Genomic DNA, 24,636 nt, shown 5'->3' on the forward strand with positions numbered 1-24,636 from the left:
GACCCCATTAGAGGTCCACAACGAGTACCTGAACCGACAGCTCGCAGCATGAATTAGCCATACGAAAGCTGTCCGGAAATTTCGGGGCGTCTCACGTGCGCGAGCTGTACGAGGCCGCGAAGAGCGAGCCGAAGCCCGTACGCCTTCCTTCGGGTACGCCATCAGCGTTCCGACGCCTGGTCTACGAAACTGGCGTTGCGTGGCGGATGCGCCAGGTTGGCGGTGGCCTCGTGCCTGGCCTGCTCCAGAACGAGAAGTACATGCAGGCACTCAGGGCGACTCTCGCCGACCCGGAATCGTCCCAACCCAAGCATTTCGGGGTGCGCAATAAACGCCAGAAGCGGATCGATCCGGCAGACCCGAAGCCGCTGATCTACCACGTGATCATGGACGAGATTGCCGTGACCCGTCAGGTCGGTAGCGCTGAGGTGTTGCTGGACGAGCTTCAGCATCTCGCCGAGGTGGCCGAGAGCTGGGAGAACGTAACTATTCAGATTGTCCCGAAAGAGGCGGGAGACTACGGGTGCGGCGCGGGCGGCATGACCTTGGTCGACTACGACAACGGGGAGCCGAGCTGGGTCTACTTCGAGTCGCTGGCGGACTCCCATCTTGTGGACAATCCCGAAGACGTGCAGCGGTTTGCCGAGTTGTTTGATCGCGCAGCACGAATCGCCTTGTCACCCGACAAGTCGATTGAATTCATCCGCCAACAGATAGAGGTACTCGAAAAGTCATGAGTGACAAGATGCCTGACGCTCCGCTGAAGTGGCGCAAGAGCAGCTACTCAGGCAACGACACAGACAAGACCGACTGCGTCGAGGTGGCATTCGCCCCGAACGGAGACGGTGCCTTCGTTCGGGACAGCAAGGACCCGGAGGCCGGCGCCTTCACGCTGCCAGCCACAGGATGGCGAGGTTTCCTGACCTCCGTTTCGAAGATCCAGGTTCCCCGCATCAGGTAATCAGCACAAGAGAAGGGACGGGTTCCTGGCGCCGAAACCACGCCAGGGGCCCGTCCCTTGTGGTCGGAGCTTAGCGGGCTCCGTCCACTCTGGATGCCCCATCACAACCGCCACACCGCGCGCACCACGCCCGGCGGGTGGAACGCCGACCGCAACCGCTGACGACTAGTAGGAAAGCTCCCGCCAGCGCACTCCGGCAGGCCGGGTGCCGCCCGAGGCAACGTAGTCGTGGACAGCCTGGCGCACCGTGGGCCACGGGATCTCCGCGTTGCTCGGCACCTCGCGTTCGTGGGACTGGTAGTCGTAGGCCACCGGTTCCGGCGAAGTCGCGCCGTTATCGCTGATCGCGCTCGTCTCGCCCTTGCCCATGTAGCCGACGAACCCGCACATCGTGGCCGCCGCGCGCACCCCGAACTGGAGGGTAGACGACCAGTCGTCCCCGTCCTTGCCGTCGAGCTGGGCGACCAAGCCCACCTCGACGTTCGGCGACTCGGCTTCGGCCACCATCTGGTCCAGTAGCTCATCCACCTGAGCCGGCGTGCTCAACGCGACCGGCGCCCGGTGCTCCGGGTCGTAGTACGCATCGAACGTCACCACCGCTTGCCTCCCTTGTAAACCTTCTTGAAGCCGCCGGCCCCGTGGACCGTCAGCGTGCTGCCTTCCGGTAGCACCACGCCCAGCAAGTTGTCACAGCTCGCCTGGCCCGTGCACGGCTCGTTGTTGATGACCACCGTGGCGTCCGTGATCCCGGTATCGCGCATCTCGGCAGCAATCTTGAGTTCCACGTCGGCGGCGGCCGTCAACGGCACAAACTGACACCCGGCCTCCTTCAACACCTTGTTCACCCGGTCCGTCCAGGCGTCCCGGCCGCTGGTCACGGCCGTAGTGTTTTTACCAGGTGCAAACCACCGGCCGTGCGTCTTCACCCCACGACCGCCAGTCACTGGCGGCGGCAACTCGCGCCGCAGCTTCTCGACTGGATCCTCCGACTGACCCTTGCCCGCCGGCGGAGCCAGCGGACCTCCCGTCGTCCCGCCAGCGGCACCCCCGCCGCCTTCGGCATCGCCGACCCGGGCCACGTAGCTCTCCAGCCTCAGCGACGCCAGGCCAACCAGCTGGTGCATCGTCGCGATGCCCTCGCGGCTCTGGCCCAGCAGGCTCAGCGCCAGGGCTACCTCATCCGCGTGCGTGCCCTCCGTCGCCTGCGCCAGCGTGTTGCCGGCCTCCTCCGCCGCCTGGCTCGCCTGGACGAACAGCCCCCGGATCACCGCGAGCTTGCCCACCACCGCGTTGACACCCTGTACCAGCTGCTCGACCGATACCACCGCGCGTAGCCCCCACCCAGGTCTGCCGGAGATCAACACCGTACATCGGCTGGCTGACAGGATGGCTAACCCGCAGGCTGGGTGCCCTCACCCCATGGTGTTTCAGACCCCTCTATCCCGGGGCGTCGAGTCATCCAAGCTGTGGAGGACGCGGATCTCGTCAACCGGATAGTCGTCACCTAGCGAGCTCGGTTTTTCTGTCGCACCCGGCCTGTACTATGCCGGGCACGCCCAAAATAGGGTGATCAGCAGTAACACTATGGCCTTCGGGTCGCCGCCCTTTGACGAACAAGGACACCCCCGACTGATGGCAGTGACCCAGCAGGAGATCGAGAACCGGTTGTGGGACGCGGCCGATGAGCTGCGCGTGGCGATGCCCGAAGCGCAGTACTCCTCGGTCGTCTTCCCGCTGATGTTCTGGAAGTACTTGTCGGACACCTGGGAGCACCACCACCAGGAGTTTCTGGCCGACAATGAGGGTTTGGACGACCTGTCCGACGAGGAAGCCCACGAGATCGAGTATCGCGACTACCAGTCGTTCGAGGTTCCGTTCATCCACCCCGGCACCGTCCAGGAGCGGCGCGCCTCTTGGTCGTCGATCCTCGCCACCATCACCCAGGCTGGCCTCGGCCAGCGGGTCCGCGCCTCCCTGCAGGCCATCGAGACGGCCAACCCTGACAAATTCTCGCGTCTTTCGGGTCCATGACTTGGACCTCCGAAGAGGTTCTGTCGGCGGACGTGTTGGCGGCGGTCATGCAGGCGATGGACCGCACCCCGAAGATGCACGAGGGCAACATGTCCCACGATGTGCTCGGTGGGGCGTACGAGTACCTGCTCAAGCGGTTCTCCGACGGGTCCGGAACCCGCGCCGGCCAATTCTTCACCCCGCGCGAGGTCGTCGAGCTGATCGTCGAGGTCCTCGACCCGAAGGGCTTCGAGTCGGTGTACGACCCGACTTGCGGGTCGGGCGGCATGCTCATCGCCTCCGCGAACCTCCTAAAGGCGCACGGCGGGCGTGGCTACACGCTCAAGCTGTACGGGCAGGAGGCCGTACCGGACACCGCGGGTGTAGCACGCATGAACCTTTTCATGCACAACCTCACCCAGTTCCAGGTCGAGGTCGGCGACACGCTAAAGGACCCGCGCTTCAAAAAGCCGGACGGGTCCGTCTCGCAGTTCGATGTGATCGTCGCCAACCCGCCCTTCAGTCTGAAGTGGAAGCCCTGGACCAATGACCCGCGCGCCCTCGGCGGGGTCGCCCCGCAGTCGTCGGCGGACTGGGCGTTCGTTCAGCACATGATCGCCAGCATGGGCCCGAAGAAGGGCCGTGCTGGCGTCGTCCTACCCCACGGCGTTCTCTTCCGCAGCGGCCAGGAAGCAGCCATCCGCCAGCGCGTCCTAGACGACGACCTCCTGGAAGCCGTGATCGGTCTGCCGGTGAACCTTTTCTATTCGACTACCATCCCGACCTGCATCCTCGTGTTCCGTGCTCCCGGCACCAAAACCGAGGAGCGCCAGGACGGGGTGCTGTTCATCGACGCCTCCAAGCGGTTCACCAAGGCCAAGAACCGCAACGTCCTGACAGAGGCGGACATCGCTGATGTGGTGATCGCCTATCACTCGAACTTCGATTCCGACGGCAACCCGGTCGACCCTGACGGCGACGGCGGACTCGCGGCGCGATTCGTCCCCGCCGCGGAGATCGCGGCGAACGGGTACGACCTCAGTTTTGAGCGGTACATCAAGCAGTCCGCTGTCGAGCGGGAAGACCTTGGCACCCTCATCAAGGCCTACAATCTCACCCGCGCCGAACGGCAGAAGACCGAGGCGCGCATGCTCGCCGTGCTCGCCGACGCTGGGATCGAGGGCTTCGATGAGTGACTGGAAGCAGATCACCCTCGGTGACCTGCTGACGCGTGTACGCCGCAAGGTGGCCGTGGAGGATGACGTCACCTACCCGGCAGTCAGTGTGCAGATGTCCGGGCGCGGCCTCGGCAAGAAGGAGCCATTCGTCGGCGGTGTCTCGAAATATTCGAGCCTGAACAGGGTGCGAGAGAACGATGTCGTGCTCCGCACGATCACGGCATTCGAGGCCCCTGTAGGCGTCGCGCGGACGGAGCATGACGGCACCACGTCTCCGGTGTGTTCATCACATATGAGGTGGACCAGAAAGCTCTTCCGGAGCTCCTGGGGCTTTACTTCCAGACTCCGGCGTTCTGGAAGGAGATGCAGAACCGCGCCTCGGGGACGGTTTTGCGCCGCAAGACCATCTCCGACACTTCGTTCCGTGCCATCCCGTTCGCTTTGCCCCCGCTGCCGACACAGGAGCGGATCGTCGAGGTCATCGGTGCGGTGGACGACCGGGTCACCGCGCTCGACTTCGAGGCTGACGCGCTGGATGCCCTGTTTCGGGGGCGTAAGGAAAAACTGTTCGCGCACTACGCGGCCACAGGGACCACCCTGCCGATCGGCGAAGTCCTGGCAGAGGTCAAGCGCCCGATCACCGTTGCCCCTGAGGCCGAGTACCGGCAGATCGGGATCAGGTCCCACGGGCGCGGGCTGTTCACCAAGGAGGTGGTGACCGGAGAGTCCCTGGGGTCCAAGAAGGTGTTCTGGGTTGAGCCCGGTGACCTGGTCATCAACATTGTCTTCGCTTGGGAGGGCGCGGTCGCCATTGTGCCCCCTGAGATAGAGGGCTACTGCGGATCGCACCGCTTCCCGACCTACCGGCGGCTCGACGGTGGGGATGTCGAGTTCTTTCGACTTTTCTTTTCTACCAATATAGGCACGGGGCTCCTGGCTAGCTGCTCTCCCGGCGGGGCTGGACGCAACCGCACCCTGAACCGCAAGCGTCTGATGCAGTCGCCCGTCGGCATTCCCTCGGCTCAGGAGCAGCAGCGGGCGATCTACGAGTTGCAGGCGATGGAGGCACACATCGCGGCCGTGCGCGCGGAGGCTGACGGGCTACGTGCGGTGCGCGCGGCCCTGCTGTCCGGTTTGCTGGACCGAACCATTGAGATTGAGTCTGCCGAACTGGGGGTCTGAACTGTGGCGAAGGGCGTACGGGAGCGTGAATTTCAGAACCTGATGATCCAGTGGTCCCTGCCGATGGGGTGGACGTTCACGGCTGGGCGAGCGTTGCCGCGTCAGACGACACAGACGGTGGTCGATGGCCATCTACGGGACGCCATCGCCCAGTTCAACCCCGAGGTGATCGCCGGATTCGACGTAGAGGCGGTAGTCGAGGAGATCGTCGCCACGGTCAACTCTGTGGAAGGCGGATTGGTGCGGGCCAACGAGCAGGTGCTGCGCCTGCTGCGCGGGCTGAAGGAGTTCCGCGACGCCGATGGCGTGTGGCACGCCTTGAAGGTCATCGACTTCGAACACCCAACCGCCAACACGCTGGTCGTGTCGGACGAGGTGACCATCACCGTCCCGGGCAAGACGTCCCGCCGGTTCGACCTCGTGTACTGGGTCAACGGCCTGCCCCTGGTCGTGGTCGAGGTGAAGTCACCGACCGCGAAGTCCGGGTGGATCGACGCGGCCCGCGAGATCAACGACGTGTACGCCCCCGAGTACCCGTGGTTCTTCACCCCCAACGTCTTCGCCGTCGCCTCCGACGGGCTGAAGCTGCGGTTCGGTGCCGTCGGCGCCCCCACGAACATGTGGCAGCCGTTCCGGTCCACCGCGGACGATGAGGACCTGTCCGGGCAGGCCGATGTGCAGCGCTCCGTCGAGCTGTTGATGAATCCGGCCACGATCCTGGATATGCTCGCGAACTTCGCCCTCTTCGACACTTCAGGGGGTGGGGTGGACAAGAAGTACCTGCCTCGCTACCCGCAGATAGAGGCCGCGCACCTGATCCACGAGCGGATCCTGGAGGGCGGGTCGAAGGGCCTGATCTGGCACCACCAGGGGTCCGGGAAGACGCTGCTGATGGTGTTCGCCGCCTCGCTGCTGCTGGCCGATACCCGCACCGAGTCACCCACGATCATCTTGCTGTCGGACCGGACGCAGCTCGTGCGGCAGACGTCCGGGGTATTCACCTCCGCGATGGGGGACGCCTATTTCCACCAGCCTGCCACCAGTCAGGAGTTACGTTCCCTGCTGGCCGACGATGTGCGCGGCGTCATCTCCACGACCGTCCACAAATTCGCCGACGCCGGCAAGAATCTGTCGACCCGGGGCAACATCATCGTGCTGGTCGACGAGGCGCATCGCACGCAATCGGCCAGGTCGAAGTCGTTGGCCGGGCAGATGCGGGCGGCGTTGCCGCACGCGAAGTTCTTCGGTATGACCGGCACTCCCGTCCGCAACCTCGCCACCGACACCTTCGCCCTCTTCGGCGAGGAGGCGGACCCGGGCAGGGTGTTGCACCGGTATTCGGTGTCCCGGTCGCTGGTGGATGAGGCGACTGTCCCGGTTATGCTGGACCCGCACCCGGTCGCCTTCGAGATGAACGACCAGGCGTTGCAGGCTGAGTTCGACCAGTTCGCCGACGACTTCGACCTCGACGACCCCGACCGTGAGTCCCTGTCCCGCAAGTTCGGGCGCCTTACCTCGGTGTTCGCCAACCCCGACCGCATCCACGCGGTCTGCCAGGACATCGTGGACCACTACCTGGCTGGCGCCTACCGCAATGGCCTCAAGGCCCAGGTCGTCGCCTACAACCGTGAGCTGGCCGTGTCGTACACGGACAAGATCAACGAGCTGCTGGCCGGCTTCGAGGCGTCGCACGTGCTCGCTGAGGTCGGGAAGCATGACAGGATCACCGCTGAGGTGAACATTTCTGTCTCGGACTCCAAGGACGAAGACCCCGCCATGCGGGCGTCCCAGCTCTCGGAGGCTGAGGAGGAGGCGCAGAAGCGGCGGTTCCTTGCCCCGGAGGACCCGCTGTGCTTCCTGGTGGTGACCGCGAAACTGATGACTGGGTTCGATGCCCCCAATGAGGGCGTCCTCTATCTGGACAAGCCGTTGAAGGCTCACACCTTGTTCCAGACGATCACTCGTCCGAACCGCACCTGGGTGTCCCCAACCGGGTTCGTGAAGACCTTCGGCGTGGTCGTGGATTACATCGGCCTGGCCGAAGAGGTCCAGCGGGCCGTAGTTGATCCCACCTCGGAGGGGGAAGGGAAGGGCGGCGGGTTCATCGCCGACCTGTCTGAGCTGGTCGCCGAGTTCCGTACCACCTTCGCCCGCATCGAAGACCTCCTCGTGGGCGTGGATGGCCTGGACCTCACAGTCCATGGATACGAGTCCGTGCGAGCCATCAACATCTTCCTGGATGCCAACCCTGGTGCCGCTGGGATGTTCTCCAAGGACTACCGACTCCTGGCCCGCCTGTACCCGCTCATCAACACCGACAAGCGAGTCGCCAAGTACCGGGACGGCTTTGCGCTGTTCGGGTCCGTGTACACGACCCTGTTCAAGAAGTCCTCCGACGAGGAGAGGAAGGAACGGCTGAGCGAGCTCGGGCCGATGGTCCTGGAGATCATCAATGCCCACATCCACTCGTTCTCCGTGGTCGCCGCCCAAGAGGAAGCCCTCGTCATGGACGCCCAGGGCATCGCCGTCCTCAAGGAGTTGCTGGCCCTCGTCCGTCCCAAGCCCGGCAAGGACGACGGCGAGGGTAAGACGCCGCCGTCCGCGGCGGAGATCCTGGACCGTATCAAGGCCGCCCTCGATGAGGGCGTCGAACCGGGGTCTGCGAAGTACATCGCCCTCGCGGAGCGGATCAGGCTGCTGCGGGACCGGATCATCCAGAACGCCCAGGACGCCCTGGACTTCCTGTCCGAAGCCCTCCGAGTCGCCCGTGCCGTCGTGGACGCCGCGAAGCACCCCGACGAAGCTGTCGTCGTGCTGGATAACGACCACGTGGGTGTCCTGTCGCGGATCATCCACGACCATGCACCGTCCGGCTTAACAGTCACGGAGAGGAACCTGGCCGAGGAGATCGACCAGGTGGTTACCCACACCCTCGCCAGGTCATGGGACAACGCCGACGCTCGCAACCGAGGCGTCCGCCGCGCCACGGCCGCGGTCTTCCGGCGGTACATGTTGAAGCCAGTGGGGGAGCCGTATGACTCCACCGTCGCCTACATCGAAGCCCACTACCTCGTTGACTGACGACTGCACGAAAGCCCGGCAACCTGCGTCTCACAAGTTCTGGCTTCCCTATTCGTGGGAATGAACGTGGGAAGAGTCCGCGAAAACGACGACTCAGGCCACCTGGTGTGCGACGCACGACGACGGCTTGACACTGCAAACGACAAGGTGAGAGCCTTGCCCGGCAAATCACCAGGTCAGCACGCGTGGTTTACGCCAAATGTGGCAGAGGCGTTCTTCTCCTGACATGTACATCATGCGACACCGGATTAGGCCTGGATCAACGCTTCCGCCTTCGCGGTCACCGCACGCCTGCCGGGAAGAACTGTCGGACCGGCAGCACCAGGCCGGCCAGGGAGAGCACGATGAATACGGCCTGGTGCACGTGGTCGGTGCCCGGCGGCAGGCCGAAAACCAGGTGCGCCAGCCAGAACACGGGGTAGAACCACAGCGTGGCCCAAGCCCATCGCTCCCGGCGGCGGAACGGGATGACAGCCAGCAGCAGCCCGAACACGCCCAGCCCGAACGAAGCCAGCCCGTCCGCGCGGTAGAGCAGGCTGTCGCCGTTCGGCGGCACGATCAGCACCACCGCGCCGAAGCCGAGGATGCCGGCGCTGACCACGGCCAGGCAGATCCAGCTAGCTCTCATCACACCGTGCTCCCGCTGCACGCGGCGAACCTACCGCGGCGGCCGCCACCACGGCCGCAAGGACGCCTAGCCGTGGTGGCGGCCGCGGCCGAGCTGCCAGGTCATGGTGCTGGCGGTGCCGTGGTCGGTGGGGGTGATCTCGGCGTGGCCGGTGAGCAGGTGGATCAACGGCAGCCCGCGGCCGCGAACCGGGTCGGGCGCGGGCTGGGGCCGCCACTGGTCGGTGACGGTCACCCGCACGGTCTGCTCGTCGTGGCGGGCGTGCAGGTGGATGGTGCCGATGACCCCGGTGGGGTAGGCGTGTTCGGCGGCGTTGACGAGCGCTTCGTAGACGGCGAGCCCCAGGTCGTCGATCAGCTCGTCGGGCAGACCTCGGGCGCGGGCCCAGTCGGTGAGGGCGTTACGCAGGGTGGAGGCGTCGAGCAGGCGCGCCGGCTGCTGCAGCCGCAACGTCGGCGCGGGGTCGTCGTCGCGGCTGCTCGCCGAGCACATCGTGCGCGCTCCCGGTTCTCCGCTGATCAGCGGTCCTACGGTGTCGAAGATCCACGAGTACCCCCTCGCCGGGCGGATGAGCGCACCGCAGGTGAGGGCACGTCAGTGCGGGCGGGTGATGAGGGCGTCCTCGGCGAGTGTCGTAGAAGTCGAAGAAGGCCGTTGCCACCCCTGCCCGAACCCGGACAGCGCGTCGAACGTGAGCGTCGAGTCCAGCTCGCCCAGTCCCGACAGGGTTGAAAACATTCACCGGACCCGCCCACGCTGCACCGCCGTGCCCAGGTCGATCTGGTCCGTGCGGATTGACGTCCGGACCACATCGATTTCGCGGAGGTCGGCGGCGAGCTCGCGCTCATGTTCCATCGGCAGGGCCGCGTATAGTCCGTCGAAACGGTGCAGATCCCAAACGATCTGATCACCGCGTCCGCAGGGTCATCGACCCGGACAACTCAAACACGTCTGAGCTGCCACGCCCGACTGGCTCCCTCGTCTCCCTGGTGAGAACGCACAACGTGGCGACGAGGAACGCTCGCGAGCAGGTGCGCTCGATCGATCCCCTCCCAGTAAAGGTTGTCATGCCAGCGATCGTTGTTCGAGACCCAGACGCCGGTATCGCAGGGCTGTCACTGACGGCCCTGCCCGACCCCCGTGGCCCAGAACGACGTCGTCATGCGGGTCAGACCGAGACGCTGGAGGGCGTCGGCGAGTCGACGTGGTGTTCGACGTGATCGGCGGAGACGGACGTTCTCGACCGCTCGGCCGCCCTGGTGCGCGCCGGTGGCACGCTCGTCACGATCGCCATGCCGCCCAACGTCCAGCCCACGGACGGGCGGGCTGTCTTCTTCGTCGTCGAACCCGACCGCGCCACAGGCCTGAGGGACGGCTGGCTCAAGCCGATCGTCGGCCCCGTACGGCCACTCGCCGAAGCACCGGCCGCGCTCGCCCCGGGCAAGCGCACTCCCGGCAAGACGATCATCCGCGTCACTGAAAGCTGAACAGGAGACTTCTCATGATCGGAATGCGGATCGCCAGCAGCGTCCTGGCCGTCGCCGCGCTGGCCGGGGCCACGGCCTGCGCCGCCTCGGACCAGCCCGCGCCGGCCACGACCCCGACGGCCACCACGGCCCCGATGCCCGCCACGGCATCGCAGCCACCCACCGAAACCCTCACCCCACTGCTCCAGCAGGCCCTGCCGAATGTGCAAGGCAAGACCTTCACCTCAGTGATCGTCACCTTGCCGCCCGGCGCACGCGCGGCCCCGCACCGGCACGGCGACGCGTTCGTCTACGCCTACGTCCTCGACGGCACCGTACGCAGCCAACTCGAAGGCCAACCCATCAGCACCTTCCATCCAGGCCAGAACTGGATCGAGCAGCCGGGTGCTCACCACGTCCTCACGGAGAACACCAGCTCGTCAGCACAGGCCCGGCTCCTGGTCGTCTTCGTCGCCGACCCCGGAGCCGAGCTCAAAGTCGACGACGCCCACTCATAGCCCGGAACCGCTACGGCGGGCAATGCCCGGAATCCCCGGCGCCGCAGTTGATCGGGAGCTTCATAGGCTTCGGTGTCGATGGCTGGACACGGTTCGCTGTGACGAGGCACCGGCGGCACGGGAGGTTCCTGACTTCGGTCTAGGGTGCTGGACCTTCGCGCCGGTCGGTCTCAGAACCGGGGATCGGGGGCATCCCAGCGGCGAACGCATCGCCGTGGTCGACGGACAGGCCGGTCCGGTTTGCGCGTGCTGGGTGGTTCGCGCCGGTCGTTGTGGACCGTCCGGTGGTTGACAGCGGCGGTGTTTGAGTCGGTGTCCCGGTGCTGGCACACGACGTTCACGCTGGTGGTTCTTTTCCGGATCCCGGCTGGTGGGGTGCGATGTCAACGCCCCCGGCGATCAGGCCCGGGGACGGCTTTTCCGGAGGCTTCGCATGCGTGTCCTCGTTCGCTCGGTCACCGCGGTCTGGGCCGCTGTCGCGCTCGTCGGCGGCGGCATCATCATCACCGGCGGCGTGGCCGAGGCCGCGACCTGCTCCCGCTCGTACCTGCCCCTGCCCGACTCGAGCTGCACCCCGGGTGTCTACTACTCGGCGGTCACTCAGTCCACCATCCACAGCACTATCTGCGTGTCCGGCTGGACCGCCACCGTGCGCCCGTCCACGTCCTACACCAACGCGCTCAAGGTCCAGGGCATCGCCGACTACGGCTACAGCGACACCAACCTCGCCGACTACGAAGAAGACCACATGATCCCGCTCGAGCTCGGCGGCTCACCCAAGGACCCGGGCAACCTCTGGCCCGAGCCCTACTCCGGCACCCAGACCGCGCACACCAAGGACGGCACCGAAACCAAGCTGAAGAACGCCGTCTGCGCCGGCACCATCACCCTGTCGGCCGCCCGCTCCGCGATCAAAACCAACTGGACGACCGCCCTGCAGGTCACCGGCATCGGCTGACCCAGCACCGCAGGGCACCACTGCTCCTGTCAGCGTCGCAGGCCTGCGACCACAGCTGCAGGCCTGCGGCGATCGCCCGCGTGAAGCGCCGCGTGAGGACTTCGTCGAGCAGCGCAGACGCCGTGAAGGCCACACCGCGAGGGGCCTGTCGAGCACCGTCGCGCCGGGTAGGTCGGCCTACGGTTGAAGTGACGATGCAGACGCGGACAGGAGTACGGGTGGCCGAGGACGAGCAGGCGACGACGACGTGTTTCCGGTCCCAGAAGTCCGAGCCCGGGGAAGGCGGCGTGCTCTGCGCCGGCTGCTTCCAGGACATCTACACCGCCAAGCCCGCCTACGACGTCGCCATCGCCAACGCCAAAAAGCTGGCCAAGCAGTACAGCTGACCCGGGCGAGCTCGCCGCGGACGCGACCCGTGCTCGTCGACGCGGTGCAGCACGTCGTCGGCGGTGAAGGCAAGCTCGGCGGGGGTGTGGCAGGCGCGGACTTTGTCCCAGGTGATCGGGGTGGACGCGGTGGGGGTGTCGCGGCCGCGCAGGGAGTACGGGCGATGGTGGTCTTGGCGGGGTTGTTCTGGCTCCAGTCGATGAACACCTTGTCGGTGCGCAGGTTCTTCGCCATCTTCGCCACCACCAGCTCGGGCATCTCGCCGGCCAGCTGCTCGGCGACGGCCTTGGCGTAGGCCGAGGTCCGGTCCGGCCGGCGGGTCCGCACGCCGCAGCACACCTGCATTCCCTTCGAGCCGCTGGTTTTCGGCAGCGGGGTGAGGCCGTCGGCGGTGAGGACCTCCCGCAGGCCGTCGGGCCAGGTCGGCGGTTCCAAGGCCATGCCGTAAGCATGGGCGCTCGCGGAGGCGTTGTCACGACCCAGCGAAAGCCAGCGCGTGCCCTACGTAGCGTTAATATCAACGGCGAACTGTCACCCTGCGTGCCGTGCGCTTCCGTGCGTAACCTTGGCTACAAAATCCAATTACGTAGGCCGCCTCTGGCTCACGCCGCCCGCGACGCTTGCTCCACGCCGGCGGCAGGGGCGCGCTTTCTGCGCCCCCGCGCGTGGTTGAACAACACGTTCAGCACGAACGCGCACAGCGCGGTGCTGGTGATGGCGCTGCCGAAGACGATCTGCAGGCCCTGCGGCAGGTGCGTGTAGATCGACGGCGCCACCACCGGCACCATGCCGACCGCGATCGACAGGGCGACGACCAGCAGGTTGTGGTTGTCGGCGTAGTCGACCTTCTTGAGCACCCTGATCCCGACCGCGGATACCATCGCGAACATCACCAGCCCCGCCGCGCCCACCACCGGGTCCGGCAGCGACGCCACCACCGCCCCGAGCTTGGGCACGCAGCCCAGCACGATCAGCATGACGCCGGTCGCCGCCGTGATCCACCGGCTGCGGATGCGGGTGATCTCGACCAAGCCGACGTTCTCGGCGTAGGCGGTGTCGATGAACGAGTTCATGATTCCGGCGAGCACTCCGGAGAGCCCGTCCGCGGCCAGGCCGCGGGCGAGGTCGCCTCGGCTGAGCGGCTTGCCGACCATCTCCGAGACCGCCAGCATGTCGGCCGTGGACTCGGTGAAGGTCACCAGCATGACCACGCACATCGAGAGCACGGCGGCGATCGGGAAGTGCAGGACGCCGAACTGGAACGGCATCGGGAACCCGAACCACGGGGCGCCGGCGACCCCGGCCAGGTTCACGAAACCGAGTGGCACCGCCACCGCGGTGCCCAGCACGAGCCCGATCAGCACCGCGGCCTGGCCGAGGATTCCCTTGAACAGCCGCATGATCGCGACGACGACCACGATCACCCCGGCCGCCAGCGCCAGTCGCGGCACCGACGCGTAGCCCGGCGCGGTGGTGTCGCTCCCGGCGACCATCTGCACGCCGACCCCGATCAGGGACAGCCCGATCACCGTGATCACCGTGCCGCTGACGATCGCCGGGAAGTACCGCACCAGCCGTGCGAACAGCGGCGCGATGACGAGCCCGAAGATCCCCGCGAGCAGCATCGAGCCGTACACCGCCTGTAGCCCGTAGCCCTTGGTGATCAGGATCATGGGGGTGATCAGGGTGAACGTGGCACCCGCCACGATGGGCAGCCGGACCCCGAGGATCCGGCCCACCCCGGCGCTCTGGATGAGCGTGATGACCCCGGACACGAGCAGGTCGGCGTCCACCAGCAGCGTGATCGTGTCGTGCGACAGACCGGCGGCCGCCCCGAAGATGAGCGGTACCGCGATGCAGCCGGTGTACATGATGAACAGGTGTTGCAGGCCCAGCAGGAGCAGCCGGCCCGTCGGCGGCACCTGGTCGACGGGGTGGCGGACCCCGTTCTCGGTGGGGGACATGTGGGCGACCTCCTATCGGGCCGCGGCGGCGTTGAGGCGGGCGGCCTCGCGCTCCGCCGCGGCGTTCGGCCGCAGGGCCCGGGACCCGGCGAGCTTGGCGGCGATGTGGTCGGCCACGGTGGTCGGCGTGTAGAGCGGCTGCTCGCCTTCGGGCACGCACTGGGGCAGGACCTCGATGACGGCGTCGAAGTTGCCGTCGTGGAAGTAGGCGGCCGACCGGCGCGGGATCAACCGGCCCGTGCCGTCGGTCGGTGGCAGCACCCGGTGCAGGGTCGAGCGCCACTGGTCGTTCGTCCAGCGGGCCAGGGCATCGCCGAGGTTGACCAGCAGCGCGCCGTCCGCGGGCAACACGTCGTGCCACGCCCCGTCGCCGTCGAGGATCTGCAGCCCCTGCACGGCGTCGGCCCACAGCACGGTGACGATGCCGTAGTCGGTGTGCGCACCCATGCCCATCTGGCCCCGGTCCACCACCGTCTCCTGCTCGGGCAGGCGGTAGTTGTTCATCCGCAGCACGTCGATCGAGCGCGTCGTGCGGGTGGCGAAGAAGTCTTCCTCGAGCCCGAGCGCGAGCGCGAAGATGTCGGTGAGCCGGTGGGCCAGTGCGCCGGCGTGGGTCATCCATTCCGCGACCCGCTCCCGGAAACCGGGCACGGGTGGCCAGATGTTCGCCGGGTAGTGCTCCTCGGGCAGCTCCGGTGCCCCGGCCGCGGTCACGTCGGCGCCGACGTTGAACGCCTCGAACAGGTCTTCCGGGCTGGTCACACCGAGACTGAGGCTCACTTTCTCCGCGCGGGGCGGGGTGTAGCCGCGGTTGGTCTCCGGCGTCGCGGGGCGCCACTGTCGTTTCTCGTCCGCAGGCCGGGAGAAGAACGCGTCGATCGCCCCGGCGAGCCCGTCGGCCGCCGCGGCCGGGATGCCGTGCCCGACGATCTGCATGAAGCCGACCGTCCGGGCCGCCTCGTCGACCGCCGCCGCGATCGCGGCCCGGTCGGACGCGGACCCGCCGGGCCAGCGGCTGATGTCGATGAGGGGGACCTGCAGGGTGCCGGAGTGGGGACCGGACATGGTGGCACCGACCTTTCGCATCGAGCGCGGGGCGGCCGCCTCCGCGCACCAGGTTCACCAGTGTCGTGACCTGTGTTGCGGACATGTGACCAACCGAAGAACCCCCCGTTTCGATTGGTGTCACCTATCGCCGGCGACGATCAGCACCACGCGCAACCTGTCCTCGTCCACCCGGGCCCAGCGGTGCCGGGCCGCGCCGGGATGGAACAGGCAGTCGCCCGGATCGAGCCGCACGGACGCCTCGCCCTCGAACTCGACTCGCAGGCGGCCTTCCAGGACGATCAGCGCCTCGTCGCTGTCCCGCCAGAACCAGCCGTCGATGTCCTGGCCCGGCTCCGCGACGTACTCGACGATCTCGGCGATGGCACCCGAGCTGCGGGCAGTCCTCGAGTACGCCGTCTCGGGCCGTTCGTTCAGGGCGTCGAGCCGGCGATCCGCCGCCCGCACCACGCGGATCGGCGAGGCCGGCAGCGCGGGCAGCAGGTCGGCGGGGGAGACGGCCAGCGCTTCGGCGAGCCGGTACAAGGTGTTGACCGACGGTGCGTGCAACCCTCGCTCCAGCTGGCTCAGGAAGGGCTGGCTGATGCCGGCGCGCGCGGCAAGCTCTCGGGTGGACAGCCCCGATCGCGTCCGCGCCGCTCGTACCGCGGCCCCGACAAGCGCCCCGGCTTCGCCGGCTCGTCCCGTGTCCGTCGCCATCACCACTCCCTTTTCGTCGAGCCTGACGATAGGCGACACCATCTAAGACCGGGTTGACTAACGCGCGCCGGACAGGGCGCTCACCGGACGGTTTTGGTGGCTGCGGCGCGCCGCTCCCGGCCGGGGCCGGCTCGGCGCTGCTGCCGACGACGACGGCGACGGCGCGGGCAGCGGAACGCCACCATCGGGACCTGCTCAGAGCGCGGTGCCGGCGGCGTTGGCTTCGCGGTGGTTCTCGATCTGCTGGATCGTGCCGATGCAGGTCACCGATTGCTCCTCGGGTTCGAGGAACGCGAGGCCGTACCCCTCCGGCCGGAGGGGCACGGGAAGCAAGACCCTCTCCTCCAGTTCCGCGAAGCCTGGCTGCTCAAGCATGAGCAAGGCGGTGAACGAGATCCGGCACCGGTCGGCTCCGGTTACGTAGGTCGGGTTCGTGTCGCTGACCGCGGCCAACGCGGCGGCTGCGGTAATCCGGATGAGGGCATGACGTCGACCGGCGGGCAGCTCGACCGGGCTCACCCGCTCGCCCGGCACATCAACGACTTCCTCGCCGACCTGGCCAACACCAACGCCTCCGCGCGGTTCAGCGATCGGGCAGCGCCACGCGGGTCGTCCCTAGCTCGGCGAGCAGGTCGCCGTGCTCGTCGACCCGGTTCAGCACGTCCTCGGCGGTGAAGGTGAGCTCGGCCGTGGTGCGGCAGGCGCGGACTTCGTCCCAGGTGATCGGCGTGGACACGGTCGGGGTAGCGCGGCCGCGCAGGGAGTACGGGGCGATGGTGGTCTTCGCGACGTGGTTCTGGGACCAGTCGATCAACACCTTGTTGGTGCGCAGGTTTTTCGCCATCTTCGCCACGACGAGGTCAGGCAGCTCGTAGGCGAGCTGTTCGGCGATGGCCTTGGCGTAGGCGGAGGTGCGGTCGCGCCGCCGCGTCCGCACGCCGCAGCAGATCTGCAGGCCTTTCGAGCCGCTGGTCTTCGGCAAGGGCGTGAGGCCGTCGGCGGTGAGGACCTCGAGCAGCCGCTCGGCGACCCGGCAGCACTCGACCACCGAGGCGCCCTCGCCGGGGTCGAGGTCGAACACGAGCCGATCCGGGGCTTGGCGCTTCGGGCCGGAGCCGATGGTCCACTGGTGCACGTGGATTTCGAGCGCGGCGAGGTTGGCCGCCCACACCAAGCTCGGCAGGTCTTCGATCAGCGGGTAAGTGATCGTGCCGGGGCCGCGGCCAGAGCGGGATCCGGAGCTGGGCAGCGTCACGGTCTGGACCCACTCGGGCGCGCCGCGGGGGAGGTTCTTCTCGAAGAACGCCCCGCCGGCGGTTGTCCCGTCGGGAAACCGCACGAACGTTGTGGGCCGGCCCCGGAGGTGGGGGAGCATGATCGGGCCGATTTTCGCGTAGTAGTGCACGACCTCGCCCTTGCTGAAGCCGTTGCCGTACAGCGGTTTGTCCAGGTTGGACAGCACAAGCTGCCGCTCGCCGACCTGCACCGCGATCTTCCCGTCCGGCACCGCACTCACCCGCCGGCGTCGGGGCTGTGCTCGGGAACAAGGGCTTCACCGGGCCGGCGATCGGGGCGCCATCCGCGCCAGGCCGTGTGCCGGAGGCGGTGTTCGCGGGGAGTGAACTGGCGGTAGACGACCTCGCCGACCAGCGAAGGTTCCACCCAGCGGGCGCCGCGGGCGCGGTCGCGCGGGACCTCGTTGGCGAACGGGCTTGCCGGGCGGGCGAGCGGGTCGAGTTTCTGCTGGGCGTCGAGCAGGGCCTGGTGGGTGAAGCCGGTGCCGACGTCGCCGATGTAGAGCAGGTCCCCGCTGTCGCGGTCGTGCGCGCCCAGCAGCAGCCCGCCGAGCAGGCCGTCGCGGCTGCCCTGGCCGGGGCGCCAGCCCCCGATCACCACCTCCAGCGTCTGGATCAGCGGGTGCTTGAGCCATTCGGGGCTGCGCCGGCCAGGCCGGTACTTCGAGGTCCGGACCTTGTAGACCAGCCCCTCCAGGCCGGTTTTCGCGGCGACGTCGAGCAGGTCCTGCGGGGTCATGCCGGTCGCGGAGAGGTCGGCGTGGCTGTAGGAGGGGGTGATCGCGACCAGGTTGCCGTCGCCGAGCTCGATGCCATCGAGGACGGTGCGGCGCTGGTCGTAGGACCGCTCGAGCAGGATCTCGTCGCCGAGCTGCAGGACGTCGAACACGAAGTAGGCGACCGGGGCGGCGGTGGTCCCGCGGTTTTGCAGCAGCCCGAAATCCGGCCGGCCCTGCTCGTCGAGGGCCACGATTTCCCCGTCGAGCACCGCGCGCCGCCCGCCCAGCGTGTCGGCCAGGGCGCCGGCGAGTTCGGGGAAGCGGGGGGTGAAGTCGTTGTTGTTGCGGCTGGTCAGCACAGTCGTGCCGTCCCCGGCGACCCGCATGAGGCAGCGGTAGCCGTCCCACTTGAACTCATAGGCGTACTTCGGGTCGTCGCGCAACCGGCCGCCGTCGGCGGTGGCCAGCATCGGCTCCACGTAGCCGGGCACCACCGACCGGTCACCCTGCTCGCGCGTGGCCATCAGACCTCCCCGGCTCGCCCGCCCCGCCGGACAGGGCGCGCCCGGCGACATCTGGCGCGAGCCTAACCCCGCAGACGCCCCGTCGCAGACGGAAAAGCGCAGGTCAGCAGCCCTGACGGGTGGTTTCGCGCGGATGGCAGGCGGGTACCGCCGCGCCACGGCACAGCGGCGGCGGCCACGACGGCCGTGGTCCAGGCCAATGACAGCGCCGGCCCGTCTCGCCCGCAGGGCACCGCGGCGGTGGTCTGCGGGCTACGGCAACTCACTGTTCGGCTCGGCCATCGCGGCGCATCGCTGGCAGGTCCTCAAGCCGTGGCCGTCGACGCCCGGCCCGAACGGTTCGATGCGCATGACGATGCGCAAGGTGCTGTCGCACAACGGATAGTCGGTGCCGCCGCGCACCGCGTGTCGCAGGCCCGCGGCGTCTTGCCCGGCTTCTCGCACGAGCAGGAACCGGCGACCGGCCGCGTTCGAGCGCGGTGCAGGCGTCGTCTCGGTGAAGCCTGAGTACAGGGTCATCTCGCCGCTCCTCGTCATCACGTTGCCTGGGCTGGCGCAGGTCACCGCTTCGACAGTCGCGCCGTTCCGCGCCGGCGCAGTGCCGCGATCGCCAGCGACGGGGCGAGCGGCTCGGTGTCGACGTCGCGGCGCCACGCGGCCAGCAGCCGCGTCAGCCGGTCCGGGGCCGGGCTCGGGGAACACACACCACGGGGTCGCCGCCCACCCTGCGAGTGTTACGGCGCCGGCACAGCCGCATATCGGCACGCGGCGCCGGTGGCCGCGTGCCGAAGTCAGTCGAGGGTGTTGAGGCGCTGGGCTTCGTGGAGTTGGTCTTCGAGAGTGATGATGCGGCAGGCGGCATCCACGGCGGTGCCCTGATCGACCAGTTCCCGCACGCGGGTGGCCAGGCGCAGCTGGTGCCGGGAGTAGCGGCGATGGCCACCGGCGGAGCGTTGCGGGGTGATCAGGCCGGCTTCGTCGAGGCTGCGTAGGAAGCCTTGGGTGGTGCCGAGCATGTCGGCGGCCCGGCCCATGGTGTAGCCGGGGTAGTGCTCGTCGTCGAACTTGTCGGCCCCGCTGGGCGTGGCCGGTCCTTCTTGGTCAGGGATCATTCCACCTCCACATCACGAAGGACCCCGGGCGCCGCATGCGGCACCCGGGGTCCTCAAGGGTTTGGGCTTTCATCATTGCTAACCGACGTGACCGCCGGCGTCCTGCACCCGCGTCCGGCCGAAAGCCGGATCCCGCGGGGATCGCTCATTCGTAACCGAGCACCACCTCCGAACTCGATGGGACTGCGGCACCCGCGCGGCGCTACCTGGCCGCTGCGGGCGATCCAATGATGTTCCCGTTCCCTTCTTTCCTGTGTTTTCCACTTACTCGGTACTGCTACTTCATTTGCGAACGTCATCGCGGGGAACCCTTCCACTGATCGGTCCCAGCGCACTGACGCCGCTGGTCACTGCCCGGAGCCCCGTTCACTGATCGGCTCCGGCCACCTGACCGGCCCTGCAACTGCACTAACACACAACAACAACCACTGCTGATACTGCTGATCTTCACGGGCGCACACGCTCCGCCCGCGTCCTGCACTACTGCTCCGGGACCGGTACTACCTGAGTCAAACCTCTTTACGACCTCGGTCCCGGGTACTGCTCCGGTCACCAGCCGGAACCTGTTCCTTGATCGGCTCCGTCCTGCCTGACCGTCCTGTCTCACCTCGCGGGTAGTTACGTTCTCTCCCGCGCCTGCTTGACGTTGTCTCTCTCGTACGTGGAGAACACTACACACACTCGCCGTTGAATGTCTACTCCAGTCGACATAGATTTTTGGGGGAGTGTCGGACGGATGGTGAGGCGAGGGGGCACAGAGCATGAGTGGCGAGGTCAAGCCCGATCCGATCGGTGATCGGTACGGCCTGCTCAGGGTGCGTGACCTGAGCGAGTACGCCGAAGCCCTGACGCGGGTGGTGGAGCAGGGGCGGCGGGAACGGTGGGTGGCGATGCTGTCGGAGGCCGAGGCCTACGCGGCGGCGGAGCTGCTCGGGCAGTTCGCGCAGCTCGATCCGCCAGGGGAGTTGAACCAACTGGCCGCCTCCCTGGCCAGCCGCCTCTACAGCCGCCTCGGCGCCTGAACGCCAGACATACCGGCACGTCCAACGACGCACCCGGCGAATCGGCCTGAACAACAAGGGAGGCAACGGAAAGGCCGTCGGACTGCGGGACTACCGCTTCACCGCCGCGCACGGGCACCTGATCCAGGTCGAGGTCGATGCACTGGACCCCACCGACCTGCACGCCCTGGTCGGGGCGGATGCCGCCGGGGATGCCGAACACCGTCCACAGGTCGAGGGCTTCGCCGGGTTCGAGCACGTCGAACCCGGCCCGGCGGTAGAAGCCCACCAGGTGCGGGCGCTCGGGCAGGATCTGGCCGTAGACGTACTGGTAGCCGTTGGCGAAGAACACCTTCTGCACCCCGCTCAGCAGCGCCGCGCCGATCCCGCTGCCGCGGAAGGGCTCGGCCACCGCCAGGGTCGAGACCTTCGCCAACCTTCGTGACCAGCGCCGGGGTGATTGGCTCGCACCCTGGCCGCCGCGGCCCTGCCCATAAACACGGTCGTTCTCGGCCTTGCGCTCGACTTCGGCCTTTTCGCTGCGGTCAATGCCCCCGGACCGGTTCGAACCAGTGCTGAGCGCCCGGCTGGAACTCGACGCGAACCCGATGGACCGCATCGACACCATCAAGGTCCCGAAGACGCTGCCGCGCCCGGCCGCCGCGAAAGACGTGCACACGGTGCTCGCCACGATCTGCACCCGCCGGCCGCGCAAGGACGGTCCGCTGGACCGGCTGCGCGACCGGTTGCTGTTCGAGACCGCCTACGTCTGCGGCGCCCGCGCGGCCGAGGTGTGCGGGCTCTACGTCGAGGACTTCGACCTGCGCCTGGACGACGAACACGTCCAGACCCACGGCAAAGGCGGCACCGTGCGCACCGTCCTACTCGACGACCGCGGATACGTCGCCCTGGGCAAGCTCTACCTCGCACGCTCCGGATACACGGCCGGGCCGATGTTCCGCGCCAGCATCAACGGCAGCGGCGGCCCACTGTCCTACGACGCCGCCCACCACCGATGGAACGGCTACTGCACCGCCGCAGGGCTCGACATCGAGATCCACCAGCTGCGCCACGCCCACGCCACCGAACTCATCAACTCCGGCGTCTCCATCGAGGTCGTCCGCCGCCGGCTCGGCCACGCCAGTACCGAAACCACCCAGATCTACACCCTGCTCGCCGACAAAGTCGCCGACGACGAGATCCGCGCCGCCCGCCGCCGACGCGAACACGCACGCCGCTAATCTTCGTTCGCACTGGTCAACGGCTATTCCGTTGGATATTCCGCGAGATGTCCGGGAACCCCTACGGGGTGGTCCGGGCGGAGGTGGCTCGGCTGGTTCTGCCCGACTTGCGCCGCACCGCCACGCGGGCGGTGAGGCCCTCGAGGATCCGGTGAAGGCCCCAGAGGTACTGCTCGGTGGAGATGTAGCCGGCCATCGTTGCCGCCGCCGCGGCGCTGAGCGGGAACTGGTCGGGCGGTCTCGCCGAGAAGGCGAGCTGGCGGGTGGCGATCCGTTCCGACTCCGCCGGCAGCGGGGCCGGTTGCTGCACATCGGCGACTTCCAGGACGAGGGAGCCGAAGATGTAGACGAACAGCAGGTAGGACGCCCGGGCGGCGTCGGTGGGGCCGAGTCCCGCGTCGGCCAGCAGTTGCAGGAGCCGTTCGGTGAGGGCCTGCGCGATGGGCCCATCCATCCGGCTGCCGACCATCAGGCTGACCGCGCCCGGATGTGCGGACAGTTTCGCACGCAGTTCCAGGGCCAGCGCCTCCACGCGGTCGCGCCAGGGTTGCGCACGGTCGGCGAAGACGTCGTGGTCCACCTCGCCGAGCAGCCGCTCGACGAGCGCATCGACCACGGCGGCCTTGTCCGGGAAGTAGGTGTAGATCGCGTTCGGGACCACGCCCACCCGCGCGGCGATCGCTCGCACGGACGCGGCATTCGGGCCGTGGTCGAGGAGGCTCAGCGCCGCGTCGAGGATCTCGTTCTCGGTGAGGGCACGCCGCGGACCGCGAGGGCGTCGCCTGCCTGATTCGGACAACGGAGCCTTCCTCCTCTTGACTTCGGTACGAGCAGGGTAGACCGTTCTCTGTACACCGTACAAATCATGTACACCGTTCAGAGATCAACAAGGAAAGGGTCACGATGCGTTCAATGCACCTCGACAGACTCAGGGGTCCCCCCAGCGAGACCGGACGGGCAACGATGACGGCGGTCGTGCAGGACCGCTACAGCTGCGCTCCCGAGGACCTCTTCCGGGTCGTGCAGATCGACACACCGACCGTGGGGGACGGCGACATCCTCGTGGGGGTGCGCGCGGCCAGCGTGGGCCGGGGCACCTGGCACATCATGTCCGGCCTGCCCTATCCGATCCGGCTCGCAGGCTTCGGACTACGCCGCCCGAAGTACGCCAACCCAGGCCGGAACCTGGCCGGAACTGTCGAGGCGGTCGGCTCAGGCGTCACTGGCTTCGCACCGGGCGACGAGGTGTTCGGGACGTCCACGAGCACCTTCGCGCAGTATGCGATCGCCCGGTGCTGGGTGTCCCACACGAGCACGGTGGCCTCGGGTAGGAGGCTGTCGCGACGGTCGTGCACCGGCAGCAGGAGCCGGCCTTCCGGTAGGCAGGCGCCGACCGCTCAACCGAGCCAATCGTTGCTTTTTCGGCGCCTGCTACCGGAAGGCCGTGGTGCCGGGGGCGGGCAGGCTGCATGGCTGGCGGACCAGGCTGCAGGTCGCGGCTGGCGAGCCCCCCATCAGCCGCTCTGAGTGATCGACCAACCCGCGAGGGTGAGCCCGCGACACGCCACCCCTTGGGGCACGTGCGAGCCCCAACCCCTAGATGTAGTCTGTGAGAACCGGCAGCCCCCAGCGACGGGGAGACCGCTCAGGAAGGGCGCCGGGAAGATTGAGCGACAGCAGCGCATGGCCTCGTGAGGTCGGGTGGCGATCAAACGCACCTACAGCCTGACCGTCAACGAGCGGCCCCCAGACCGCTGCCGTCACCGAGGGGGATGGAAGAAACGTGGCCGGGTGAGAAGCCGTCCCGCTGCAACGGGACTTCTCGGCTTCACGCCCGGCCTTCTCGTGTCGGCCCACTGAGCAACTAGGGAAACGACCGAGAAAACTAGGTTCTCCTAAAGCTACCTCAGGAGTTCCGTCCTGTCTTTAGAGCACTCTGTGAAGAAGCTCTTCCGAAGAACACCGGAAACTCTCGTCGAAACTAACCTGCGAGGCTAGTTCCAGGCCTAGTTTCTGAACACTCTTGGACAGGGTCTATCGGCCGTTGCGGGGGCGGATTTTTCAACCCCCTCGGCGAATTTGCAGAGCAGGGCAGAGTTTCCAAGAGTTTCCAGAAGTTTCCGCCCGACCAGGGGAGGTGACGGCCGTCACGCTCGCAGTCGCGGGTGTGCGGAGTTTAACTGGGGAAATGGAGGTTGAGCAAACCTGGTCGCACATTTCATGGTGCAGAAACTCGGATTCTGGTTGGCTGTTATCGGGTTCCCCAAGCGCATCGGCAGCTGCAACTGCCATGCGCGACTACGGGGAAGAAGTGGCCCACTGAGCACTAGTAGAAAGTAGATCGATCGATGAATCTGTACATTTCGCCTGCCTGGCGGTCGCGTCGCGTCTGCGGCGCGGCCGCAGTGTTGCAGGCGCTGAACGCCGTCGTCGCCCTCACCACCGTGGTGGTGCTGGTGTCGCTCGGCAACCCGCTGGCCCTGGCCGGCGGCGTCGTCTTCACGCTGCTGTCGCTCATCTTCGGCGTGGGGGGGGGGGGGGGCCGGCGGGGGGGGGGGGGGGGGGGGGTCGGAGAACAAGGTACAAGAGGGGGGGGGGGGGGAAAAGAGGCGGCGGGGGGGAGATAATTAAGTGGTAATAAGTGAGA

General features: G+C 67.5%; 28 protein-coding genes and 2 pseudogenes. 13 read left to right on the forward strand and 17 right to left on the reverse strand.

The genetic code is table 11. The annotated features are described in order from the left end of the window. Positions 1–95: 95 nt before the first annotated feature. Positions 96–737, forward strand: coding sequence for a DUF5753 domain-containing protein (locus tag AB0878_RS48350; protein WP_366590203.1), 642 nt, complete (start codon positions 96–98; stop codon positions 735–737). Then, positions 734–961: a DUF397 domain-containing protein gene (locus AB0878_RS48355; protein WP_366590205.1), complete on the forward strand. Its 228-nt coding sequence runs from the start codon at positions 734–736 to the stop codon at positions 959–961. Before AB0878_RS48350 ends, AB0878_RS48355 begins: the two co-directional genes overlap by 4 nt. Before the next feature lie 165 nt (positions 962–1,126). On the opposite strand, the gene AB0878_RS48360 is transcribed toward AB0878_RS48355, so the two are convergent. After that, positions 1,127–1,558: an Imm1 family immunity protein gene (locus AB0878_RS48360; RefSeq protein WP_366590208.1), complete on the reverse strand. Its 432-nt coding sequence runs from the start codon at positions 1,556–1,558 to the stop codon at positions 1,127–1,129. After that, positions 1,552–2,286 carry a DddA-like double-stranded DNA deaminase toxin gene (locus AB0878_RS48365; RefSeq protein WP_366590210.1) on the reverse strand — a complete coding sequence of 245 codons (735 nt, stop codon included), beginning with the start codon at positions 2,284–2,286 and terminating at the stop codon, positions 1,552–1,554. Before AB0878_RS48365 ends, AB0878_RS48360 begins: the two co-directional genes overlap by 7 nt. A gap of 313 nt (positions 2,287–2,599) precedes the next feature. Between AB0878_RS48365 and AB0878_RS48370 the strand changes: the two genes are divergently transcribed. From AB0878_RS48370 to AB0878_RS48385, 4 genes are all read left to right on the forward strand, one after another. Then, entirely contained in the window at positions 2,600–2,992 is a 393-nt protein-coding gene (locus tag AB0878_RS48370; RefSeq protein ID WP_366590213.1) for a type I restriction-modification system subunit M N-terminal domain-containing protein, read from the forward strand. Further along, complete coding sequence (locus tag AB0878_RS48375; protein WP_366590215.1) at positions 2,989–4,167, forward strand: N-6 DNA methylase; 1,179 nt, start codon at positions 2,989–2,991, stop codon at positions 4,165–4,167. Before AB0878_RS48370 ends, AB0878_RS48375 begins: the two co-directional genes overlap by 4 nt. A 279-nt stretch (positions 4,168–4,446) precedes the next feature. Further along, complete coding sequence (locus tag AB0878_RS48380; protein ID WP_366590217.1) at positions 4,447–5,331, forward strand: hypothetical protein; 885 nt, start codon at positions 4,447–4,449, stop codon at positions 5,329–5,331. A gap of 3 nt (positions 5,332–5,334) precedes the next feature. Further along, positions 5,335–8,412, forward strand: a complete 3,078-nt coding sequence (locus AB0878_RS48385; RefSeq protein ID WP_366590219.1) for an HsdR family type I site-specific deoxyribonuclease — start codon at positions 5,335–5,337, stop codon at positions 8,410–8,412. A 280-nt stretch (positions 8,413–8,692) separates the two neighbouring features. Here AB0878_RS48385 and AB0878_RS48390 read toward each other — a convergent pair whose 3' ends face one another. The 3 genes from AB0878_RS48390 to AB0878_RS48400 form a co-directional block, all read right to left on the reverse strand. After that, positions 8,693–9,040 (reverse strand): hypothetical protein, encoded by a 348-nt coding sequence (locus AB0878_RS48390; protein WP_366590220.1) that lies wholly within the window; start codon positions 9,038–9,040, stop codon positions 8,693–8,695. Between the two features lie 66 nt (positions 9,041–9,106). After that, entirely contained in the window at positions 9,107–9,532 is a 426-nt protein-coding gene (locus AB0878_RS48395) for an ATP-binding protein (RefSeq protein ID WP_366590221.1), read from the reverse strand. 102 nt (positions 9,533–9,634) lie between these two features. Beyond that, positions 9,635–9,778 carry a hypothetical protein gene (locus tag AB0878_RS48400; RefSeq protein ID WP_366590222.1) on the reverse strand — a complete coding sequence of 48 codons (144 nt, stop codon included), beginning with the start codon at positions 9,776–9,778 and terminating at the stop codon, positions 9,635–9,637. Between the two features lie 521 nt (positions 9,779–10,299). Between AB0878_RS48400 and AB0878_RS48405 the strand changes: the two genes are divergently transcribed. The 4 genes from AB0878_RS48405 (at position 10,300) to AB0878_RS48420 (ending at position 12,368) form a co-directional block, all read left to right on the forward strand. Continuing rightward, on the forward strand, positions 10,300–10,527 hold the full coding sequence (locus AB0878_RS48405; protein WP_366590225.1) for a hypothetical protein: 228 nt from the start codon (positions 10,300–10,302) through the stop codon (positions 10,525–10,527). Positions 10,528–10,541: 14 nt separating this feature from the next. Beyond that, entirely contained in the window at positions 10,542–11,024 is a 483-nt protein-coding gene (locus tag AB0878_RS48410; protein WP_366590228.1) for a cupin domain-containing protein, read from the forward strand. 433 nt (positions 11,025–11,457) lie between these two features. Beyond that, a complete protein-coding gene (locus AB0878_RS48415) occupies positions 11,458–11,982 on the forward strand; it encodes a hypothetical protein (protein WP_366590230.1) in 525 nt (174 codons plus the stop codon). 218 nt (positions 11,983–12,200) lie between these two features. Continuing rightward, the gene (locus AB0878_RS48420; protein ID WP_366590233.1) at positions 12,201–12,368 is read left to right on the forward strand and encodes a hypothetical protein; all 168 of its coding nucleotides are present in this window, start codon (positions 12,201–12,203) and stop codon (positions 12,366–12,368) included. Here the strand turns inward: AB0878_RS48420 and AB0878_RS48425 are convergent. The 10 genes and pseudogenes from AB0878_RS48425 to AB0878_RS48470 all read right to left on the reverse strand — a co-directional run. Further along, positions 12,317–12,777 (reverse strand): annotated as a pseudogene (locus AB0878_RS48425) (hypothetical protein); the annotation flags it as partial. The gene AB0878_RS48420 and the pseudogene AB0878_RS48425 overlap by 52 nt on opposite strands. 194 nt (positions 12,778–12,971) lie before the next feature. Then, complete coding sequence (locus AB0878_RS48430) at positions 12,972–14,333, reverse strand: nucleobase:cation symporter-2 family protein (RefSeq protein ID WP_366590237.1); 1,362 nt, start codon at positions 14,331–14,333, stop codon at positions 12,972–12,974. A gap of 12 nt (positions 14,334–14,345) precedes the next feature. Beyond that, entirely contained in the window at positions 14,346–15,398 is a 1,053-nt protein-coding gene (locus tag AB0878_RS48435; protein WP_366590240.1) for a 2-oxoglutarate and iron-dependent oxygenase domain-containing protein, read from the reverse strand. A 120-nt stretch (positions 15,399–15,518) separates the two neighbouring features. Further along, a complete protein-coding gene (locus AB0878_RS48440; RefSeq protein WP_366590242.1) occupies positions 15,519–16,097 on the reverse strand; it encodes an XRE family transcriptional regulator in 579 nt (192 codons plus the stop codon). Between the two features lie 195 nt (positions 16,098–16,292). After that, positions 16,293–16,616: a hypothetical protein gene (locus AB0878_RS48445; RefSeq protein WP_366590244.1), complete on the reverse strand. Its 324-nt coding sequence runs from the start codon at positions 16,614–16,616 to the stop codon at positions 16,293–16,295. Positions 16,617–16,680: 64 nt separating this feature from the next. Next, complete coding sequence (ligD, locus tag AB0878_RS48450; protein WP_366590247.1) at positions 16,681–17,604, reverse strand: non-homologous end-joining DNA ligase; 924 nt, start codon at positions 17,602–17,604, stop codon at positions 16,681–16,683. A gap of 5 nt (positions 17,605–17,609) precedes the next feature. Further along, on the reverse strand, positions 17,610–18,635 hold the full coding sequence (gene ligD, locus AB0878_RS48455; protein ID WP_366590250.1) for a non-homologous end-joining DNA ligase: 1,026 nt from the start codon (positions 18,633–18,635) through the stop codon (positions 17,610–17,612). A 252-nt stretch (positions 18,636–18,887) separates the two neighbouring features. Then, on the reverse strand, positions 18,888–19,199 hold the full coding sequence (locus AB0878_RS48460) for a hypothetical protein (RefSeq protein WP_366590253.1): 312 nt from the start codon (positions 19,197–19,199) through the stop codon (positions 18,888–18,890). Continuing rightward, on the reverse strand, positions 19,196–19,339 hold the full coding sequence (locus tag AB0878_RS48465) for a hypothetical protein (RefSeq protein WP_366590255.1): 144 nt from the start codon (positions 19,337–19,339) through the stop codon (positions 19,196–19,198). Before AB0878_RS48465 ends, AB0878_RS48460 begins: the two co-directional genes overlap by 4 nt. 87 nt (positions 19,340–19,426) lie before the next feature. Then, positions 19,427–19,747: a helix-turn-helix domain-containing protein gene (locus tag AB0878_RS48470; RefSeq protein ID WP_366590257.1), complete on the reverse strand. Its 321-nt coding sequence runs from the start codon at positions 19,745–19,747 to the stop codon at positions 19,427–19,429. 761 nt (positions 19,748–20,508) lie between these two features. Here AB0878_RS48470 and AB0878_RS48475 point away from each other — a divergent pair. Beyond that, entirely contained in the window at positions 20,509–20,769 is a 261-nt protein-coding gene (locus AB0878_RS48475) for a hypothetical protein (protein WP_366590260.1), read from the forward strand. A 253-nt stretch (positions 20,770–21,022) separates the two neighbouring features. Here AB0878_RS48475 and AB0878_RS48480 read toward each other — a convergent pair. Then, a pseudogene (locus tag AB0878_RS48480) lies at positions 21,023–21,376 on the reverse strand (GNAT family N-acetyltransferase); the annotation flags it as partial. Here AB0878_RS48480 and AB0878_RS48485 point away from each other — a divergent pair. Further along, positions 21,297–21,989, forward strand: coding sequence for a tyrosine-type recombinase/integrase (locus AB0878_RS48485; RefSeq protein ID WP_366590263.1), 693 nt, complete (start codon positions 21,297–21,299; stop codon positions 21,987–21,989). The pseudogene AB0878_RS48480 and the gene AB0878_RS48485 overlap by 80 nt on opposite strands. A gap of 61 nt (positions 21,990–22,050) precedes the next feature. Here AB0878_RS48485 and AB0878_RS48490 read toward each other — a convergent pair whose 3' ends face one another. After that, positions 22,051–22,788 carry a TetR/AcrR family transcriptional regulator gene (locus AB0878_RS48490; protein WP_366590266.1) on the reverse strand — a complete coding sequence of 246 codons (738 nt, stop codon included), beginning with the start codon at positions 22,786–22,788 and terminating at the stop codon, positions 22,051–22,053. Positions 22,789–22,952: 164 nt separating this feature from the next. Between AB0878_RS48490 and AB0878_RS48495 the strand changes: the two genes are divergently transcribed. Continuing rightward, the gene (locus tag AB0878_RS48495; RefSeq protein ID WP_366590268.1) at positions 22,953–23,516 is read left to right on the forward strand and encodes a hypothetical protein; all 564 of its coding nucleotides are present in this window, start codon (positions 22,953–22,955) and stop codon (positions 23,514–23,516) included. Positions 23,517–24,636: the final 1,120 nt, after the last annotated feature.

The organism is Amycolatopsis sp. NPDC047767 (assembly GCF_040704195.1).
Classification (GTDB): Bacteria; Actinomycetota; Actinomycetes; order Mycobacteriales; family Pseudonocardiaceae; genus Amycolatopsis.